General features: G+C 44.4%; 16 protein-coding genes. 5 read left to right on the top strand and 11 right to left on the bottom strand.

Features of this window, described 5'->3' with window-relative positions:
* Nucleotides 1–128: 128 nt before the first annotated feature.
* From ACJJI4_RS22150 to ACJJI4_RS22130, 5 genes are all read left to right on the top strand, one after another.
* Nucleotides 129–2,036 carry a type VI secretion system Vgr family protein gene (locus ACJJI4_RS22150; RefSeq protein ID WP_444926489.1) on the top strand — a complete coding sequence of 636 codons (1,908 nt, stop codon included), beginning with the start codon at nt 129–131 and terminating at the stop codon, nt 2,034–2,036.
* Nucleotides 2,037–2,049: 13 nt separating this feature from the next.
* Nucleotides 2,050–2,628, top strand: a complete 579-nt coding sequence (locus ACJJI4_RS22145; RefSeq protein WP_444926488.1) for a DUF6931 family protein — start codon at nt 2,050–2,052, stop codon at nt 2,626–2,628.
* Between the two features lie 3 nt (nt 2,629–2,631).
* Complete coding sequence (locus tag ACJJI4_RS22140; protein ID WP_413664124.1) at nt 2,632–2,925, top strand: PAAR domain-containing contractile injection system baseplate protein; 294 nt, start codon at nt 2,632–2,634, stop codon at nt 2,923–2,925.
* Nucleotides 2,926–2,984: 59 nt separating this feature from the next.
* Nucleotides 2,985–3,401 carry a DUF6795 domain-containing protein gene (locus ACJJI4_RS22135; RefSeq protein WP_444895416.1) on the top strand — a complete coding sequence of 139 codons (417 nt, stop codon included), beginning with the start codon at nt 2,985–2,987 and terminating at the stop codon, nt 3,399–3,401.
* Between the two features lie 224 nt (nt 3,402–3,625).
* A complete protein-coding gene (locus ACJJI4_RS22130) occupies nt 3,626–4,795 on the top strand; it encodes a lipase family protein (RefSeq protein ID WP_444906601.1) in 1,170 nt (389 codons plus the stop codon).
* Between the two features lie 118 nt (nt 4,796–4,913).
* On the opposite strand, the gene tssH is transcribed toward ACJJI4_RS22130, so the two are convergent.
* The 11 genes from tssH to tagF form a co-directional block, all read right to left on the bottom strand.
* Nucleotides 4,914–7,583, bottom strand: coding sequence for a type VI secretion system ATPase TssH (gene tssH / locus ACJJI4_RS22125; RefSeq protein ID WP_444926487.1), 2,670 nt, complete (start codon nt 7,581–7,583; stop codon nt 4,914–4,916).
* A gap of 41 nt (nt 7,584–7,624) precedes the next feature.
* A complete protein-coding gene (tssG, locus tag ACJJI4_RS22120) occupies nt 7,625–8,755 on the bottom strand; it encodes a type VI secretion system baseplate subunit TssG (protein ID WP_444926486.1) in 1,131 nt (376 codons plus the stop codon).
* Complete coding sequence (tssF, locus tag ACJJI4_RS22115; RefSeq protein WP_444926485.1) at nt 8,719–10,548, bottom strand: type VI secretion system baseplate subunit TssF; 1,830 nt, start codon at nt 10,546–10,548, stop codon at nt 8,719–8,721. The genes tssG and tssF overlap by 37 nt, the downstream gene beginning before the upstream one ends.
* Complete coding sequence (gene tssE / locus ACJJI4_RS22110; protein ID WP_444895421.1) at nt 10,548–11,021, bottom strand: type VI secretion system baseplate subunit TssE; 474 nt, start codon at nt 11,019–11,021, stop codon at nt 10,548–10,550. The genes tssF and tssE overlap by 1 nt, the downstream gene beginning before the upstream one ends.
* 5 nt (nt 11,022–11,026) lie before the next feature.
* Nucleotides 11,027–12,541, bottom strand: coding sequence for a type VI secretion system contractile sheath large subunit (tssC, locus tag ACJJI4_RS22105; protein ID WP_444926484.1), 1,515 nt, complete (start codon nt 12,539–12,541; stop codon nt 11,027–11,029).
* 107 nt (nt 12,542–12,648) lie between these two features.
* On the bottom strand, nt 12,649–14,136 hold the full coding sequence (tssC, locus tag ACJJI4_RS22100; protein WP_444895423.1) for a type VI secretion system contractile sheath large subunit: 1,488 nt from the start codon (nt 14,134–14,136) through the stop codon (nt 12,649–12,651).
* On the bottom strand, nt 14,133–14,654 hold the full coding sequence (tssB, locus tag ACJJI4_RS22095; protein ID WP_413664115.1) for a type VI secretion system contractile sheath small subunit: 522 nt from the start codon (nt 14,652–14,654) through the stop codon (nt 14,133–14,135). The genes tssC (ACJJI4_RS22100) and tssB overlap by 4 nt, the downstream gene beginning before the upstream one ends.
* 44 nt (nt 14,655–14,698) lie before the next feature.
* Nucleotides 14,699–16,003: a type VI secretion system protein TssA gene (gene tssA / locus ACJJI4_RS22090; protein ID WP_444926483.1), complete on the bottom strand. Its 1,305-nt coding sequence runs from the start codon at nt 16,001–16,003 to the stop codon at nt 14,699–14,701.
* Nucleotides 16,004–16,181: 178 nt separating this feature from the next.
* On the bottom strand, nt 16,182–16,952 hold the full coding sequence (locus ACJJI4_RS22085; protein WP_444926482.1) for a hypothetical protein: 771 nt from the start codon (nt 16,950–16,952) through the stop codon (nt 16,182–16,184).
* A 149-nt stretch (nt 16,953–17,101) separates the two neighbouring features.
* Nucleotides 17,102–17,827: a SapC family protein gene (locus tag ACJJI4_RS22080; protein WP_444926481.1), complete on the bottom strand. Its 726-nt coding sequence runs from the start codon at nt 17,825–17,827 to the stop codon at nt 17,102–17,104.
* A 16-nt stretch (nt 17,828–17,843) separates the two neighbouring features.
* The gene (tagF, locus tag ACJJI4_RS22075) at nt 17,844–18,521 is read right to left on the bottom strand and encodes a type VI secretion system-associated protein TagF (protein ID WP_444895427.1); all 678 of its coding nucleotides are present in this window, start codon (nt 18,519–18,521) and stop codon (nt 17,844–17,846) included.
* Nucleotides 18,522–18,529 lie beyond the last annotated feature (8 nt).

Raw genomic sequence — 18,529 nt, 5'->3', positions numbered from 1 at the left:
AGGAAATTCTGCAGACCATTATTTTGCAGTTATTTAGCTGAGCGCTTATTGAGTTTTCAGCTAAATAACTGAATGTATAATAACTAGTACTATTCTCCAAGGCACCGTAGGGATAGTAGGGGCTGCCCATGACTACATTAAATCAAGATAGAAGACTGATTAAAGTCGACAGCCCGCTCGGCACCGATGCGGTAATCGCTACCAGCCTGCAAGGCGAAGAGCATATATCCAAACTCTTCCGCTATGAACTTCAGCTCCTATCCGATGACCATGCAATAAGCCAGAAAGATATCGTCGGCAAGGCTGTTACCGTTTCTGTACACCACTCAGAAACTCCTCGCTATATCAATGGTTACGTTACTCAACTGTCTCTGCGCGATGTAAATGCTGAGGGAGTACGAAGTTATAGCGCCACGATTCAACCAGGCCTTTGGTTTACCAGCCTTGGGGGCTCCAACAGAATTTTTGAAAAGAAATCTGCTAAACAGATTCTTGAAGAAGTTTTGGGCGAGTACAGCAAAGTTATAAAGCTAAGCGTTAAATTAAATGCTGAATACATAACTCGTGAATATTGCGTGCAGTTTGATGAAAGCGATTTTGAATTCATCAATCGCCTTATGGCTGAAGAAGGTATCTCCTATTACTTCAAGCACTCAAATGGGCAACACGAACTTGTACTTTGTGATGATAGCCAGGACTTCTATGACTGTGAAAGCGAACAGATAGAGTACGATGGGAGCGGCAGTCATCCGACAAAAAATACTGTAAGTAGCTGGCAGCGAAATTTCAATTATCATGGTGGCGGATTTGAACTGAAAGATTATTGTGAGTTCACCGCAACAAAAGATAATAAACAGCAAGTTAAAACTACCAGCCAACTGAATGATGTCAGTAATTACATGCGCGGCCTTTATGGGCTAAACCATTTCCAGGCTGACGGTGAAAATAAGCACAAATTTACAGATAGCTACCATAAGGCTCTAGCCGAGCGTTCAATGGAAGCACAAGAAGCTTTATTTGATGTGAGCCATGGGCGCAGTGACTGCCCCTCATTCACAGCTGGTGGCCGTTTTAATTTTGACCACACATTATCGTCAGAGAAAGGGAAGTACCTGATTACTTCCGTACGTATCTCTGCTACAGATGGCAATAGTGCGGAAACACATTTCCACAATACTTTCAGTTGTATCCCATCATCAGTAACTCCAAGACCTGAACCGAATGTTTTCGCGAAGAAGGTACACTCTCCGCAAGTCGCACGCGTCCTTGAAGTTAAAGCAACCACTTCTGACAGTTCACAAGATCCCTATACCCAAATCAAAGTGAAGTTTCCATGGAATTCACAGCAAAACAGCTGTTGGGTACGGGTGATGCAGTCATTTGCCGGAAAAAACTGGGGCGCCAATTTTGTCCCCAGAGTCAATCAAGAAGTTATTGTTACTTATATTAATGGTGATCCAGATAGACCGCTGATAACTGGAGCCGTATATAACGGCGACAATCCTGGTCCCAACTACACTGCGACTCAAAGCGGCTGGAAAACTGAGTATGAAGGTAGTGCCTTTAACGAACTTCGGTTTGATGACAAAGGCGGAAGCGAAGAGCTTTATATGGAAGCCGGCAAAGACCATAACTTTGTCGTCCATAATGACCAAACAGGTAAGATAGAGAACAAACAAACCCTTGAAGTTAAGCAAGACCGGACTATTACGGTTACCGATGGCAATGAAGTTGTCACCATCTCAAAAGGTGATCAGAAACTCAATGTCAGTAAAGGCAATCAAGTTGTTACTATCGGGTCAGGAAATCACACACTCAAGGTCAGTAAAGGTTCTCAAACTACTGATGCAATGGGTGCAATTAAGATTTCCTCCAAAGCATCCATTGAATTAAAAGTCGGCGGTAGCAGTATTAAACTGACTCCAGCTGGTATCACCATCAAAGGAACAATGCTTTCCTGTAAGGGCGACGCTACTGCAGAAGTTAAAGGTGGCGGGATGCTGACCCTGAAAGGCGGCGTAACCATGATTAACTGATGGGGATATACCAATGACAGACCTCATTAAAGTAGAAGCTCTCACCGCAGATGAACTACTTAAGAATTTTGAAGTTAGTGACGAGGCAGAAGATCATCTGGTACCGGATACAGCACCAGAAGTCAGCATAAACCGCCTTGTGGAAGCAGGCCTATTTCCAGACGCGATCAAGTTGCTTGCTCATGGCCTTCCAAAGCGGGAAGCTGTGTGGTGGGCTTGCCTCGCGGCACGTGATATCCAAGGCCCTCAAACTGACGATGACAATGTTAATGCGCTTAATGCAGCTGAGACCTGGGCTAAAAAGCCCAGTGAGGAAGCCCGCTTACGCTGCAAACTATTCGGCGCTAAAACAAAACATAAAACTCCAGCGAGCTGGGCGGCTACTGCAGCGAGTTGGTGTCATGGGAGTTTAGCAGCCGAAGGTGAGCCGGTAGTAGAGCCGCCAGAACACCTTTATGCTCATGCAGTCGCAGGCAGTGTTACCCTTGCTGCCGTGCTATCTGACCCAGTCGATCCAAACAAAAGGTTCATGCGCTATATGGAGCAAGGTCTCGATCTAGCACGAGGCGGAAACGGTAGGGTTGAGGGATAAACTATGGGTAAGCCAGCTTCCCGTATTGGTGATATGCATGTATGCCCAATGGTCACCGGCACAGTACCTCATGTGGGTGGCCCAGTAGTAAGCCCAGGAGCACCCACCGTTATCATCGGTGGGATGCCTTCAGCAACCGTTGGTAGCACTTGTACCTGTGTTGGACCGCCCGATACGGTCGCCATGGGAAGTACAACGGTAATGCTGCAAAAGAAACCTGCAGCAAGAATGGGAGACACCACAGGGCATGGTGGAAAAATAGTTATCGGTTGCCCGACGGTATTAATTGGCGGCTGAAAATGTCTAGATTTCTCTTATTTATTGTAATAATACTTTCATCCACTAGCGGAGTATCTATGTCAATTTTCACAAAAGATGAGGTTTTCCTTTTTTCTCCCGTTAATGGCTATTTAACATATGAAAACTCCCCAACTCAAAATACATCAGTAAAAAGAGTAGTGGAATGTGATGGAAAAACTTATGAAGATATTACTATAACTGATAGTTACGGCCACTTTTCTTTTGAACCACTCACAAAACTAGAGAGAAATTTGCTTCCCAAAGAGTTCGTTTCTCATCAAAAAATAATAGTTAACCATAATGGAAAAGATTATTTAATTTGGGAAACAGTAAAGAGAAGCGAAGAACTGAACTCTGAACTTGAGGGTAAAAAACTAGATTTCCAATGCGAAATAACAGATGAATACAAATTTATTCATTTGACATTCAATTCTGTGGGCACCAACTGTAAACTTAAAACACAAGACAGTTAACAACCCTAAAGTATTAATCAATTGCCCACATAACATCTACCACTCATAAAAATAATAAGCCTTTAACAATAAAGGCCTAATAATCAGCACGTGTGTTACGTATTAACACTTAATCATGATCAGAAAACCATCTGGTCAAGATATGTTGTATTTCATACTTATTTATCGGAGTTAATTAGCAACAAACCACCGAGGTATTTCATATCACGGTTAGGAGGACTAGGATGGGAAGTACAATTACGCATAAAGATGCTGCATTATTAGCAAGCTCAGTTTACGAAATTCAAAGCGATAAATTCACCCCGCCAACTATTGATCGTTTTAAAAACCAATGGGATTTTTCAAATCACGACGATGTCATTGACGGCAATTCAGGGACATTATGGGTTATAAAGAAAAGAACCGGTTTTGGTATCGTAGCAAACGGCAAGGGAGAGTTTGAAAATGATGTACTCGTCCTCCTGAGAGGAACAGACAATTACTTTGACTGGGCAACGGATGCAACTGTTGGATTTTCTCCTTCAGAAACAAATAGGCTTGTGCATACTGGCTTCAATAAATGCTTTGGTAGCATCTTGCCAGAGTTAAAAGAAAAAATCTCTTCCCTAGGTCATAATGTTAGAACAATCCACTGTGTTGGACACAGCCTTGGAGGGGCTCTAGCAACACTTACCAGTGAATGGTTAAAAAAATCAGGGCTATCTCCGACTAACAACATAAAACTATATACTTTCGGCAGCCCAAGAGTTGGGGCTTTAAGTTTTGTTAAACTTGTTACCAGCGAGTTAAATAAAGGTAAAGATATATATCGGGTGTATCATAAAACTGATGTTGTTCCTATGGTGCCAATGTGGCCCTTTTATCATTTGCCATATGGGGAGAAAGCATATTGTCTGAACAGTCCCGGGAATTCACCTTCAGGTGAATATCATAAAATGTTTAGATATATAGAGAGTGTAAATAAAGCTAGCTCTTGGGATACCATGTATGAACTAGAGCCACCCACCTCTCCATCAGAAATTGAAAATTGGCTAAAATCTGATAGTCCAATAAGCTTCACAATTAACACAATGGAAATGATCAATAAGGCCATATCTTATGTGATCTTGAAAATTCTTAAGCTAACCGGAATAGCTATACAATTCGGCATAGCCACCGGTGTGACACTGTTAGACATGCTAGCTTATGTTTTACAACAAGGGATTGATTTCTCTAAAAGTCTATCTTCTTGGGTTTATAACTTGATCAAGAAGATAATGATTATGCTAGGAATGAAGGTTAAAAAAGACATCAATCTAACATATCAGTTTATTCGATACATTCTGACCTCATTAAAGCAAAAAATTGATCTTCTTGTCGAAAAAGCAGCAAGATCAATATTTAGAGATGAATAAACTTATAAGTCACTAGAGCGAAAGCTTACAATATATTTTATTTAAAAAAAAAGAATTTAATCAACACTTATACTAGTGAAGGCTAGGTGGCTTTTACACCACCTAGCCTTCACTATTATTAAACTACGTTATAGGCAAATTCCCCATCCTCAGCTGCGGATACTTTAATTGCTTTCACTTCTTCACCGCGCGCCATTTTATCCAAACATTCACTAGCCAACTCCGGCAATAATGTTTTGTTCAGAATAACTTCAATATTACGAGCACCTGTATCAGCTTCGTGACAACGAGCAACAATGTTAATCAAAACATCCTCGTCATAGCTAAAGGAAGCTCCGTAATGCTCGTGAACGCGCTTTTCAATCTTACGCATATTGATTCTGCAAATCTCTACCAGATTCTCATCATCGAGAGGGTAATAAGCAATCACATTTGCTCGACCGAGGAAAGCAGGCTTGAATTTTTGTAGCAGATGTGGGCGGATATTGTCCATCAATACATCTGGCTCGGGCTTTTCTTCTACCTGATTGAAGATAGCTCTAATTGCATCCTCGCCTGCATTGGAGGTCATAATTATTACGGTATTCTTGAAGTCAATATCCCTTCCTTCACCGTCTTTAATGGTCCCCTTGTCAAACAGGTTATAGAAAACATCCTGTACACCTGGGTGGGCTTTTTCCATCTCATCCAATAAGATTACTGAATAAGGCTTACGGCGTGCAGCTTCGGTAAGAACACCGCCCTCTCCGTAGCCGACATAGCCGGGAGGAGAGCCCAAAAGCATAGATACTTTATGCTCTTCCTTGAATTCAGCCATATTGATGGTCGTGATATTTTGCTCACCACCAAATAGCTCGTCAGCCAAGGCAAGCGCAGTCTCTGTTTTACCTACACCACTAGTACCACAGAACATAAACACACCCACCGGTTTACGTGGGTCTGTCAAGCCTGCTCGAGAAGTGCGAATTGCCTGAGCGACAGCCTCGATAGCATGGGGCTGACCAATAACACGTTTATTCAGGCGCTCTGCCAAAGTTTTCACAGCAATAATTTCATCGCTAACCATCTTACCGACAGGAATTCCAGTCCAGTTGGCAACTACTGCGGCAATAGCCTGTTCATCTACAGCTGGCTGCATTAACGGGGTATCCCCTTGGATAACTTCCAAGTCCGCAGTTAATGTTTTGAGCTGCTGCTGATAGTCGGCTAGTAAGGCCTCGTCGGGTGTATCTGCACCTTCACCACCTTTGGCTTTCATAAACTCTACATCGATCTGATCGCGGAGTTGCTGAATCTGTCCGATTAGTTCATTCTCTTTAAGCAGTTGCTGTTCGAGAACTTCCAAACGCTTTTCTTCAGAAGCGTTAAACTCTTTTAGCTCCGCCAGTTGCTCCTCATGCTCACCCATTGCCGCATTTTCACGCTCAATTTTAGCCAGGGTAGTATTAGTGCGATCTATATTGATACGAGCATCTTCAATCGCCCCAGGAGTAGCAGACTGGCTAAGAGCGACACGCGCGCAGGCCGTATCCAATAAGCTAACAGACTTATCTGGCAATTGGCGCCCGGGAATATAACGATGAGATAATTTGACCGAAGCTATGATAGCTTCATCCAGGATACGTACTTTATGGTGCTCCTCCAACGAGGTTGCAATACCACGCATCATATCAATCGCGTTGCTCTCATCAGGCTCTTCAACTTTTACTACCTGGAATCTTCGGGTCAGAGCAGGATCTCGTTCAAAATACTTCTTGTATTCCGCCCAGGTTGTGGCGGCTAAAGTACGCAATTCACCGCGTGCCAGTGCAGGCTTCAGGAGGTTAGCGGCATCCCCTTGCCCCTCTTTACCACCCGCGCCAATCATAGTGTGCGCTTCATCAATAAATAAAATAATAGGCGTTGCAGATGCTCGCACTTCCGAAATTACAGACTTCAAGCGGTTTTCAAATTCACCTTTTACACTAGCACCAGCCTGAAGAAGCCCTAAGTCAAGCGTGCGTACGGCTACACCACGCAATGGCTCAGGTACATCACCACTAGCTATTCGAAGAGCAAAACCTTCAACGACGGCAGTTTTACCAACACCTGCTTCACCAGTCAGGATTGGATTATTTTGGCGCCGGCGAGTTAAGATATCGATACATTGGCGTATTTCCTCATCACGACCAAGTACAGGGTCAATCTCTCCCTTCTTCGCTCTTTCAGTTAGGTTGATTGTATATTTGTCCAGAGCCGGAGCTTTAGAAGCTGCTGCAGCAACTGCAGCTGCGCCATCATCCATATCCGCCGTGGCGCTAATATGGCTAGATTCTCCACTTTGCCCAAACATTGCACGAGCGGTTTCGCGAATCGATTCTGGAGCTATCTCTTTCAGTTCTGGGCAGGATTCTAAAATCTGGCGACGGGAGGTTTCTTCCAATAAAAGCGCAGCCAAAAAGTGTCCGGAGCTGATTGCTCTATGCCCATAATCAATAGAAGCCAGCATCCAAGCATTCTTCGCTGCTTCTACGATAGTTGGGGACAGGGCTGGTGGACGGCTGCTGCCGGCCCGAAATCCAGCAATCGCTGTAGCCAGCTGCTTGGCAAAATTTGCTGGATTACAGTCGTGTTTTTCCAATAGATGGTAAAGGTCAGTATCAGACTGATCCAAAAGTTTCAGTAACCAATGCTCTAATTCAACATTGTACTGGTTCTGTGACAGACAAAGCCCAGCAGCGCCCTCTAGTGAGTCACGCATATGCGGTGTCATGGTATCAACCAATCGCTTCAAATCGATATTGATCACGTTGAATATCCTTTCCTAAATAATAAAGTTATTAATTTTACTTATGCAGCAGGTAAAGCTTCATCAGGTGAAATATTGTCTGCACTTAAGGTTATTTGTACTAACCTTTCACCATCTTGTTCACTAGCCATGTGAGTATTCCATCCCAGTAAAGGTTCATTCTCAGCTTTTCTATTTAGCTGAACAGGTGCCACCTGGCTGGTTGAAAGTGTCACCGACAACTCAAAATCCAATTCAATACCAGCACTAAAGTGAATAAACTCCTTAAGCGATTCCAACTTTTTCGTACCCGGAGCAATAGTCATAAATTGCTCATAAGGCATTGACTCAATAATTACTCGAAATTTATTCTGGGCTTGGAAGCAGTGCGTACCCAGAATGGTATTTACTCCCAAGCAATTATTAACACCCTTCGGCACCTGAGCACTGGGCAGTCGACACAAGATATCATCCGGTAACTCATCCCACTGTCCCTGGAATTGTTCGATGCTTACCGTTAAATCAAAATAATGCTTGATCATGCTGGATAAAGCGGTAGCGGAACAGCGTCCGCTGGAAAGATGTCCTCCCATTCCAACAAGTGCTTCATCCGGTATCGGCATTCGATAGCGCATTTCACTTGTGCCAAGCCCTGCTAGGGATGTAAGAGCCTGGGTAAACTTGTCTGGCTCTCTAGAATTCTGCAGGCGTTGCCGTTCATAATTCACAGGCAACTGGTATTTATGCCAAGATTGGTAAAAAAGAGAGATGCTCCGGTGATTAAACATATCCAGAAAATCACGCAGTGCCGTATTGTTCTCCCTAAGTTCCCTTTGCACTAACTCTGTCAGATAATACGGCATCACCCCCTGACTACCGATTAACCCTGTAAAACCCACCTCCATATGCCACTGATGAGTCTCATTTTCATCGGGCTCTTCATGTTCAACGTTTTTCTTCTCTAGACGTAAAACATCCGAACTAACAAAAGACAACCCAGATTGAGCACTAAACCGAATCAGCTCTTTATTCGGAGGGGCAGCGCTCGCTATAGGTTCTTTACTGAAACCTGTACCTGCCAGATGTACTGCACGCTCTACCAGCCTTACCGCTTGAAAAAAATCAAAGTTATAAGGCTCTCGGCGTAAACGCTCAATTACAGTAAAGCTTTTTCGCCGGCGCGAGGTGGCCATCGCTTCAACTCCCCATCTCGACCACTCATAGTGGCAATCAGTTTTGTAAATGAATTAATTGAACAGTATAAGCCCAGGAAACGCTCTATGATGCTAGCAAATAACAATGGACTTGTTCCTGTTAACATCATGGAATCAAGTTCAATCTCAACTTCTGTGCCGCGACATAAAACTACACTTTGATCAATCTGAATCGGAGCAGTAACCGGTTTAGTATTAAGCTTCAAGAGTGATTCAATCAGGTTGCGAGTACTTGCCGAATCACGAAAATCGTAAAGCCTAAAAATTTCTTTTAACGCATTACATCCCTCTGCACCTGATAGGGAAAGATGATTTAAGTTAAGGTGGGAAATTAACCTCCAATATCCTCGCTCTCGTCGAGGCGGCCGTATAGTTGCCGTTGGGGAAACCACACAACTAATTCGGCTAACTGGCAAATCACCGTCAACAACCTCTAAATAAGGTTGGGCGCTACCACTAGGTAATTTCTTGGCCAGATTACGATTACAACACGTTAACTTAATATCTAATGTCTGATCACTAATTCGATGCGGATTAAAGTCAAGATCGACTAAGCTTATATCTATCTCGGATGCTTGTTCATTCCGATGCTCCCCTTCGATCACATCTCTGCGACGACCAAACCAAAAAGCAGATTGATCAGCATGATGTTGACTGTGTCGAATTCCATAGAAAGGCCGGTAACTGGTTGTCTCTCCATCACCATTAGTTGCCGCAACTTCATCCACTGAATATATTTCTAGGCCATCATTTCTACGAGCATCAGGGACCACATGGTAACTATACTGCGAGTGATTAAGTGGAATAGGATCTGCACTTTGCTTAAATAAATTAACAACCGGAGCACAGCCCAGAGCAAACATGCTTGGAGAAATCTGTTTTTCTAACTCTTCATGAGTTTCGGATAAATAAAAATACAGATTTAAAGTATCGTCAAAGCTCTCGTTTAACGCCTCACCAATATTTAATATATCCAAAAAAAGGAACTTTTCCGGAAATGCAAAATATTCAGTTAGGAGTCGATATCCTACGAATGCGGTATCAGGATATGGCAATAAACCCTCATCTGGACTTAGCCCCACTTGACATATTTCATCCGGAGAGAGAAAAGTTGGCTTTGGATCACTCTCCCCATTGGAAACAACCAACCTTACACACTTACTGAGTAGCAGGTCATATAAACTATAGATATGAGATGGTTGGCCACGAAGGAAAAATCGGAGACTCTCAGGGTTTAAATCAGAAAATTTTATGCTTGGGCTAAAAGTTTTAAGAGACAATTTTAAAACTCCATTAGCGCCCTGAATGTCATTACAGCCCGGAGCGATAAATGGCCTTGGCATCAGAGTGGTACTTACCGCCTGAAATGGACAAATTTCTGCCGGATAACAAGTAGTAAAGCGGCAGGTTTGCCCTTGAAAGCTGTCACTTTCGAGTAACGTCTTTGTTTCTACGCGAGTTATTGCATCCAAATCCTTTTCCGGTTCAAACTGAACAATGGCACAAGAGGGAATAGGACGAAGATAATGAGGATACAGAGTTTCCAGCATTGCATCCGTTAACTCCGGAAAATCATCACTCAGCTTTTGCTGCACCCGAGCATTCATGTAAGCGAAGCCGGACAACAGTCGCCCTACTAAAGGATCATCAACTGTGTCTGCATCCAGCTGAAGTCGGGATGCGGCAGCTGGGTGCATCTTTGCAAATTCAGCAGAAGTTTGCTGAATGAATGCGAGCTCGCGCTCGTAGAGATCTATTAACTTTTCACTCATCACATAATCTCAGAGACATCCACCAGCTGGGTAACTGGGTTGAGTGCCGAATCAAATACAATAACTTCCGATGCTGGATTTACATGTAATACAGCTTCTACACGAAAGCGTATACTAGGATCTTCGACATCTACTTTGTCTTGGGTGGTTACTTTTACCGAACGTATTCTGGGCTCAAAATTTAAAATTGTTTTTTCAATATCTCGACAAAACTGTTTTCGGCTAGCGGCAGAAGAAAGATTGACTGTTGATAGGTCTGGCAACCCATAATTAATATTCGACTGTTCTAAACTTTCATGAGTTGAAGGTGCGGAAATACATTTAAATCTTGTGTTGAACAAGTATTCCAAATCACGACGCACCCCTTCGCGCAACTGTCTCAACACTTGATGGGATTGATGTACATCCAATTTACTAGATGATTGTAATAATCGATCCAATACCGGTGCCAATAGTCGCTTTTCTCTAACCATAATAATTAGGTAGCTCCGACGCCGATTGTTGCCAATGCGGTTGTAAGTTTTAGCTCGGATACAAGATGGTCAACGGTGTAATGACTCTTGAGATGAATCACACTTTGATAGCTACCCGCTTTACCTGGCTCATCCGTTACTTGCACCCGGGACTCCCGTAGAGGGTATCGAGCCTGCATTTCCCAGGAAAGATCATCCCTTCCCGTTGTATATTCATCCAGCCAATGCTGCAACTGCCGCTCGCAGTCTGCTGCATTCATATAAGCACCCACCTTATCCCTTATCATTACCTTGATATAATGAGCAAATCGAGATGCACAAAGTATTTGTTGTAACATGGAGCTAATACGCGCATTAGCCGTGGCTGCTTTAGAAGTGAATTGCTTCGGCCTTTGAAGTGATGGAACACTATTAAAGGCGCTGTAAGGGGTATCGTAACAATGACTCAAGCATACATACCCTAAGTCACTTAAATCCCGCTCAGCAAAATCAGTTACCAAAATTGAAGTGGCCATTCGAATCATGCCAGGAGTACTATCTGGCCTAAAAGGCACCATTGGTAGCTGGGTTACCAGCCCTCCCCCCAAATGATCACGAGCAACTCCTCTAATATGTGAAAACCAGCCAACTTCACTAAATTCTCTTAATAGCACGGCACCCAATGCAAAGCAGGCGTTTCCCCATAAATAATTCTGGCTATGGGGTGCCCGTACCTGTTCCTGAAACCTCAAACCACGATAGGATGAAAACTCCTGATTATAAGGTTCTCTCATCAAAACTTGAGGAAGTGTTAAGGCAATAAATCGGCTGTCTTCCAGGTCCCGAAGGCCATTCCATCGAATGTATTCCTTTTGACGGAACACTTCTGAAAAATTGATAGGCTTTGCTAGATCCGAAAAGTTGTCTACGCCAAAAAGTTGTGGGGCTGATGCACAAACAAACGGGGCAAAGGCTGCGGCTGCAGTATGTGCGATGCCCTGCAAAGTAAAGACATCATCATAAGGGTGATCAGGCAGTGGCCGATGAGATACATAGTAATCTCCAAGCAACAAACCAAATGGCTCACCGCCTGGAGTACCGAACTCTTCATTGTATATAAGATGAAACAGGCCAGATTGGTCAAAATCCGGGGCCCTCTCCATATCCTTCGTCAGCTCTTTCCAGCTGGCATCTAAGAGTTTGATTTTAATATTTTCAGCATGGGGCGTATCAAACACTAAGAGTGATAGCCCCCGCCAGCTCGCTTCAAGTCTCTGAAACTTCTGGTGATGAATTATACAATTCAGCTGGTCACAGATTAGTTCATCCAACTCGGCGATAATTCGGCCAAGATAATGGCGAACGGAATAATTATCCCTATTTGTACGAGGGGATAATTCTGTGAGCCAATATTCAAATGCAAAAAGGTCATCCGGTTCCTGCAGAAATTTATGTAGCTCTCTCTGCTGCCCTCTCGCCAATTTCTCCGGTAGAACATCTGGTTGATCTTCCGATATTTGGTCATGTGCTGCACGGGGCACCGGTATACTCCAACAAGAATTATTATTTGAATAAATAATGGTGAAACGCTGGCCTTGAACAAGGCCATGTGAAGAGAGAACCCGCCCCTAAGAGCGGGCCCGGAGCCTTATCCCGCAGATGGGATATTTGCCACCATACGCAAGGATGTCGTCAATTCTTCCATCTGTAACCAGGGTTTCAGATAGGCAATCGCACTGTAACATCCAGGCTGACCCGGAATCTCTTTTACTTCTACACGCGCTTCAGAAAGCGGGTACTTCGCTTTCATTTCAGGGCTCGCATCAGGATTGGAGTTAGTGTACTGGGAGATCCACTTGTTCAACCAACGCTCACAATCACCGGCTTCCATAAAGGAACCCACTTTATCGCGCGCCATTACCTTGAGGTAATGTGCAATACGGGAAGTCGCCATTAAATAAGGCAAGCGGGCAGAAATAGCTGCGTTAGCTGTGGCGTCAGGGTCATCGTATGCCTTTGCCTTTTGCGCACTTTGAGCACCAAAGAATACGGAGTAATCCGTATTCTTGTAGTGACACAGAGGCAAGAAGCCTTGAGCGCTTAACTCCGCTTCACGGCGATCGGTAATACCAATCTCTGTGGGGCATTTCTGATCGAGATCCCCATCGTCACTCTTGAACACGTGAGATGGTAGCCCTTCTACTTTACCACCACCCTCAGCACCGCGAATTGCAGTACACCAGGAGTTCTCAGCGAATGCTTGAGTCATGGTGGTGCCCATAACATAAGAAGCATTCATCCAGCAGTATTGATCGTGCTCTGCTGGACGGGAAACGCCGTCTTCATCCACTTCAAATTCTTCGAAGTCAAAAGCTTCAATCGGCTTGGTGTTAGCACCATAAGGAGTACGGGCCAGGGTACGCGGCATTACCAAGGTGACAAAGCGGGAGTCGTCACTGTCACGGAAACTGCGCCACTTGATGTACTCGGCGGATTCAAAAATACCACCCAGATCTCTCGGCTTGGAAAGCTCCGTGTAGTCATCAAAACCAAACATGCCGGCACCGGCAGCTGCAACAAACGGACAGAAGCCAGCCGCAGCAACATTAGACATCTTGCTCAGAAGCTCGATATCCTCAGGGTGGCTGGTGAACTCGAAATCCCCGATCATTACGCCGTAGGGCTCACCACCCGCGGTACCAAACTCTTCTTCATAGATTTTTTTGAAGGTCTGGCTCTGGTCGAACTCAACTGCCTTATCCAGGTCGCGGAAGAGCTCGCGCTTGCTCAAATTGAGCATGCGGATTTTCATGGTAGCGCCAGTTTCCGAGTTCATGACCAGGTGATTCAGACCGCGCCATGATCCTTCCAGCTTCTGGAATTTCTCGTCATGCAAAATCGCAGACAGCTGCTGGGACATGGCCTTATCAATCGCGCTAACAGCTTTCTTGATGGTCTGGGTCAGGTTGCGATCCCAGGTGACCGTCCCTTTCATTACTTGCTCTGTCAAATTCGCAAGCAAGTCTTGTGCTTCTTGAGGCTCAGTTTGTTTAGTTGCCGCAATCGCCTGATCTAGAAGACTCGCCGATTGCTCTTCAGCTTCACTTCCTGCAACATTTTCTACTTCAGTGCTCATTCTGAGTCCTCTCCTTTATCCTCATTCAAGCCCAACTGGTCAGAGATAGCGCTGACGTTTTCTGTGCTCTTGAGAATATCCTCAAGTACTTTTTCAAGCTCCTCAGAGCGATCAGCTTTACTCAGCAGATCACGCAGCTTGCTACGGGCTTCAAGCAATTGCTTTAGTGGCTCAACCTGCTCAACAATCTGCTCCGGCGAGAAGGCGTCCATGTTGTTGAAGTCGAGATCAACAGCCATCTTGCTACCGTCACCAGTCAGGGTGTTTTCAACCTGCAAGTTCAACTTTGGGTTTACTTTACCCATTACGTCGTTGAAGTTATCGCGGTCAATTTGGATAAACTTACGATCTTTCAGTGCTTTGCGATTCTCGGCATTATCACCAGAGTAATCACCCATAACACCCGCCACAAAAGGAAGCTCCTTTTTGACTTCGGCTCCGTTAGTTTCAACATCGTAAGTGATATGTACACGCGGCTTACGCACGCGCTTAAGTTTGTTGTGGATGCTTTCAGACATCTAAGGTCTCCTTTCCGACTTTAGGGACTGCTGTTCTCAGTTAATTACCAACCAGTGCTGGCTTCTTCTTGCGGTTGCTCACCCCAACCATCATCAGAGACTGGCGCGGATACACTTTCAGTAGGTGTATCTGCGGCAACCGCAGGAGCTGATGAGGTGCCACTCGTAGTCACTGGTGGGGTTATATATTTTTGCGTATCCGTGCCATCGAGACGAACTCCCGTCAACTGGGAGTAAAGAGCCTTCGACTGGTCATCGGGTAGCAATTCAGACATCAATTGTGAGACGGTCATTCGTCCCCAGCCTATCAGCCTCTCCAGGCCGGGCGCCAGCGGCGTATGCGGCTCATAGGTACGAAAATACTTTGCCGCCTGCTCAAGCAATTTTAAGGCATCTTCTCTGGACACTACCGGACCGGTAGGGACAGCTACAGCAGAGGCAGCCACAGAAGTAACCGCTGCTGCAGCTGCACTTCCAGCTTGAACTTCCCCAGCAGGCTCTTCTGACGATTCAGGCGCCGCATCTTCTTGAGTCTGCTCCATAGACTCCAAGTGCGTCTTATAAATAAAACGGCTTGTCCGCAACACCTCATCCAATAGAGATGAAATATTCGTGGATGGGGGGGCATCATGGCCGCAGCTTTGTCGCAGGCTATCATTTATGGTCTTAAAGTGCCCCAGCGCTGCCTCGATTGTCTGGACGAGGTTTTGAGCCCATTCACCACTCGCACTGTTTACACATTGATCAATCTGCTCAAGGTTGTAACCCAGCGTTTCTATTCGAGCAGCCTTAGCATCGTCATCTGCAATTCTGTCAGCATCCCGAGCCTGTTGGAATTGGAAGAATGAATAGTCCCCATAATCCCCTTCGGGAGTAATACCGGCACTGCGAATAGGCATTAGCAAGGTGCCATCACCACCATCACCATTCAAACCTGTCAGGGGTGCTACTTTTGTCTCAAGGCCGTCTTCGTCTGGTAAGGGATACAGACCTTCCCAATATTGCTCTACTAACGAGTCGATCACCTGCAGGCCATCTCTCAAGCCAATAAAGCCATGTAAGCGAATCAAGGCCTCGGTATACCAGCTGGCAACCTCTAAGTCCTTACTCTTTTTCCCTAGGATATTTTCTGCAGCTTTTGCTACATCCCTCCAAGGTGCGAGTAGGTCTGTGTCTGCATCATCGAACATTGCGGAGCGTTCAGCAGCTCTTGCACTGTTGCGAGCATCTTTGATCGAGTAATAATCAGAAGTTGGCGAACGATCCTCTCGGATATCTTCCCCTACGGGATTATCCTCTGAGATTGGAGCAACTAATTCATCGATATTTATCGTGTTTGGGAATGCCATCAAAAAAGGCCCTTATACCGAATCAAATCCTTTAATCAGAATTCTGAGAAGAGTACACGTTGTAGATATCTAATCAAGGCAAATAATGCGCTTGGTACCTATTACTTTAAAAAACATGTTCAGTTGACAATTTTACGCTATTTATTTTTGTTAGATTTTGGCTTCTTATTCCAAGCTATTACATCGGAACTAATGTTGGATCGCAACTGGCCGTATTAGCTACAAGTGTAAATGTGGTAAAAATATGCAAAAATTCAGTTCTACTTCTCTCAGAATCTCGAATAGATGACCACAAAAACACAGAATAGAAACTGTCCTGACATTGAAAAAATGTGACTAAGTAGTGAACTGGCGTTTCTGTAATATCAGCAGACATCTCATAAATATGTCCACTATGGTTACCCCCTCTCAACACTTCTGGTCCTGATATAAGAACACCATTCTCCACTCTGGTCAGGCATTGCTGTATTTGGGCTTTTCCAAAATGGTCAAGTAACAAACCCTGGGGGAGCTGACTTCGTTCCTGTCTCAATACAATCAAGTAGCGACTCAACTCTGGACTTCCCGCCTGAATTACCGCTTCCCGATTCAAGCTATCAAACTTTTGCCACCCCGAAGGAACCCCTATAGAAATCGTTCCCTCTTTATCTTCTAAGAAGGTAAGAGTCGGGGGCAAAGGAGATTCACCATAATTACTAGACTTTGCAGTACAGTGTATCAATTGATCATTCTGATAGAGCTGAGTGTGCCAGCCAGCCAACCAGAATTTATTCACTATCTGGCGGGCTTCCCCTCTATCATCTGTAGATTTGATTTGTGATTTTACACCTGTCAGAAGCCCCTTTATCTGACTAAAATTCAAGCCAAATTCGCGTCCTAATGCAGCTATTGCATAGCGTCGCTCCACAGAACTTCTTTTCTCCCCAGTAAAAATTATTCCGTAAGACATATCAGCAACCTTCGCTTCCTGCTCTGATACCTTCTTGACAATCCAGAGCCTTTGCTCCTTCCTTCTAGTTTCATTCTGCCCTTTCGCTTCATTAAACTGACGCTCTGAGGCAATAACACTTAATTAGATGTAGGTTGTTTTCTTCTAAATCAATGAAGCACTTTTACTTTATACTTCTGGTACAACGCACTTAAAGCTGATGCTTTCTGTAAGGAAAATAAATGAGAATAAATAAATGGAAGGTAACCCAACTCTCGTAACTTTAAAAATTTTTCCGCTTCAAGCTTTTGTAGCCTCGATTCAGAAATGCAATATACCCCTGTAAATTTATGCTTAAGGCCATCAGCCAAATCTATATTAATTATCTTTTCTTCTAGCAAATTGAACTTCTGCAAAATATCAACAAATTTCCAGACCTGCATCCTATTAAAGTGGCTTTTTTTTAGCCGGCGCTGTATTTCTAAGAGGTCTTTGCTTGCCTTTCCATCTACCTCAAATAAATTAACACTAGGAGAAGTGCATTTACCGGCGGATAGGAGCGAAGATTCGATACAAATATATGCACTGGAAAAATCATTTTGTTTATACTTCAAACAAAAAGGATAATTACGAACAGATTCAGGAACATATTCCCCTTGCCACTGCCCTTCTTGCCAGAAAAGATTTTCTCCTGGTTTCACACCAAGCAATGCACTACTTTCAAGCTTCCCAGAGTCTTTTGACTTAGCAAATATAATAGGGCATGCATGCGCTACCGGTATAAACTCAGTCAAAAGAATTGAACAAACATGTAAATTCTTACTGTGGGAAAGATCGCTTTTAAGTAATCTAACATTACGATGCTTTTTCTTATCCAACACGACCCACTGTTTCACTTTGCGCCCCCACATCCTAATTCATATTTTGCTGCAATCGTACACCAAGCATTGAACTGTACAGTTCTGGGCTCGGCAATGATGGGCACAGCAAGGTTGTTGGGGCCAAGTGTTGAGACCCCTCACTCCACCACAGACTATATGCGGAGTAGCTACTTTTGCTCATCTGCCCTAATAGACCTGCAAAACCTCTTTCCAGACTATTCGATTGGCCTGTGGAGACAACAAAGTCTCCCTGTGCTGGAGGCAGAGAGATAATGCCCGCCCTGTCAGGGGGAGCACTAAATGCCTCACATAACTGGTCTGCATGTAGCATATTTTGCAGCGATGTAATTGCTAATTCAGATAAGCTCTGGAACCAGCTCTTAGCATCAGACATAAAAGCAAATGCATCCACTACCGGGGATAGAGGAGCAGCAAATGTCAACGGAAAATAGCGCCCCACACTATCCACACTAGGCACTAAAATTCCGGCCCACGCATTGGCATCAATGATGCCTTTGCTGTGGACAAACCTCCAAACAGGACTGGTCAAGTAGTAGTCCAACCACTCTTGACCAACGAGTTCACGAGATCCAAATACCGCTCGTTGTAACCAGCCATCCCATACAGTGACAAAACTACCGGGCAGCTGCCGCTGAACAAAGTCCCCGTGACCCGGCAACTTACCAAAAATACCAACTGTATTTTGCAAATCATCTA

The organism is Microbulbifer maximicatervae (SeqCode) (genome assembly GCF_052467305.1).
This window is presented reverse-complemented; position numbering and strand designations above follow the sequence as displayed.

What these genes read in the sequence shown, in the direction of transcription:
- ACJJI4_RS22135 (WP_444895416.1), top strand. Translation starts at nt 2,985, where the DNA reads ATGTCAATTTTCACAAAAGATGAGGTTTTCCTTTTTTCTCCCGTTAAT.
- tssA (WP_444926483.1), bottom strand. Translation starts at nt 16,003, where the DNA reads ATGGCATTCCCAAACACGATAAATATCGATGAATTAGTTGCTCCAATC.
- ACJJI4_RS22085 (WP_444926482.1), bottom strand. Translation starts at nt 16,952, where the DNA reads ATGTCTTACGGAATAATTTTTACTGGGGAGAAAAGAAGTTCTGTGGAG.
- tssF (WP_444926485.1), bottom strand. Translation starts at nt 10,548, where the DNA reads ATGAGTGAAAAGTTAATAGATCTCTACGAGCGCGAGCTCGCATTCATT.
- tssC (WP_444895423.1), bottom strand. Translation starts at nt 14,136, where the DNA reads ATGAGCACTGAAGTAGAAAATGTTGCAGGAAGTGAAGCTGAAGAGCAA.
- ACJJI4_RS22130 (WP_444906601.1), top strand. Translation starts at nt 3,626, where the DNA reads ATGGGAAGTACAATTACGCATAAAGATGCTGCATTATTAGCAAGCTCA.
- ACJJI4_RS22150 (WP_444926489.1), top strand. Translation starts at nt 129, where the DNA reads ATGACTACATTAAATCAAGATAGAAGACTGATTAAAGTCGACAGCCCG.
- tssB (WP_413664115.1), bottom strand. Translation starts at nt 14,654, where the DNA reads ATGTCTGAAAGCATCCACAACAAACTTAAGCGCGTGCGTAAGCCGCGT.
- tssE (WP_444895421.1), bottom strand. Translation starts at nt 11,021, where the DNA reads ATGGTTAGAGAAAAGCGACTATTGGCACCGGTATTGGATCGATTATTA.
- tssG (WP_444926486.1), bottom strand. Translation starts at nt 8,755, where the DNA reads ATGGCCACCTCGCGCCGGCGAAAAAGCTTTACTGTAATTGAGCGTTTA.
- ACJJI4_RS22140 (WP_413664124.1), top strand. Translation starts at nt 2,632, where the DNA reads ATGGGTAAGCCAGCTTCCCGTATTGGTGATATGCATGTATGCCCAATG.
- ACJJI4_RS22145 (WP_444926488.1), top strand. Translation starts at nt 2,050, where the DNA reads ATGACAGACCTCATTAAAGTAGAAGCTCTCACCGCAGATGAACTACTT.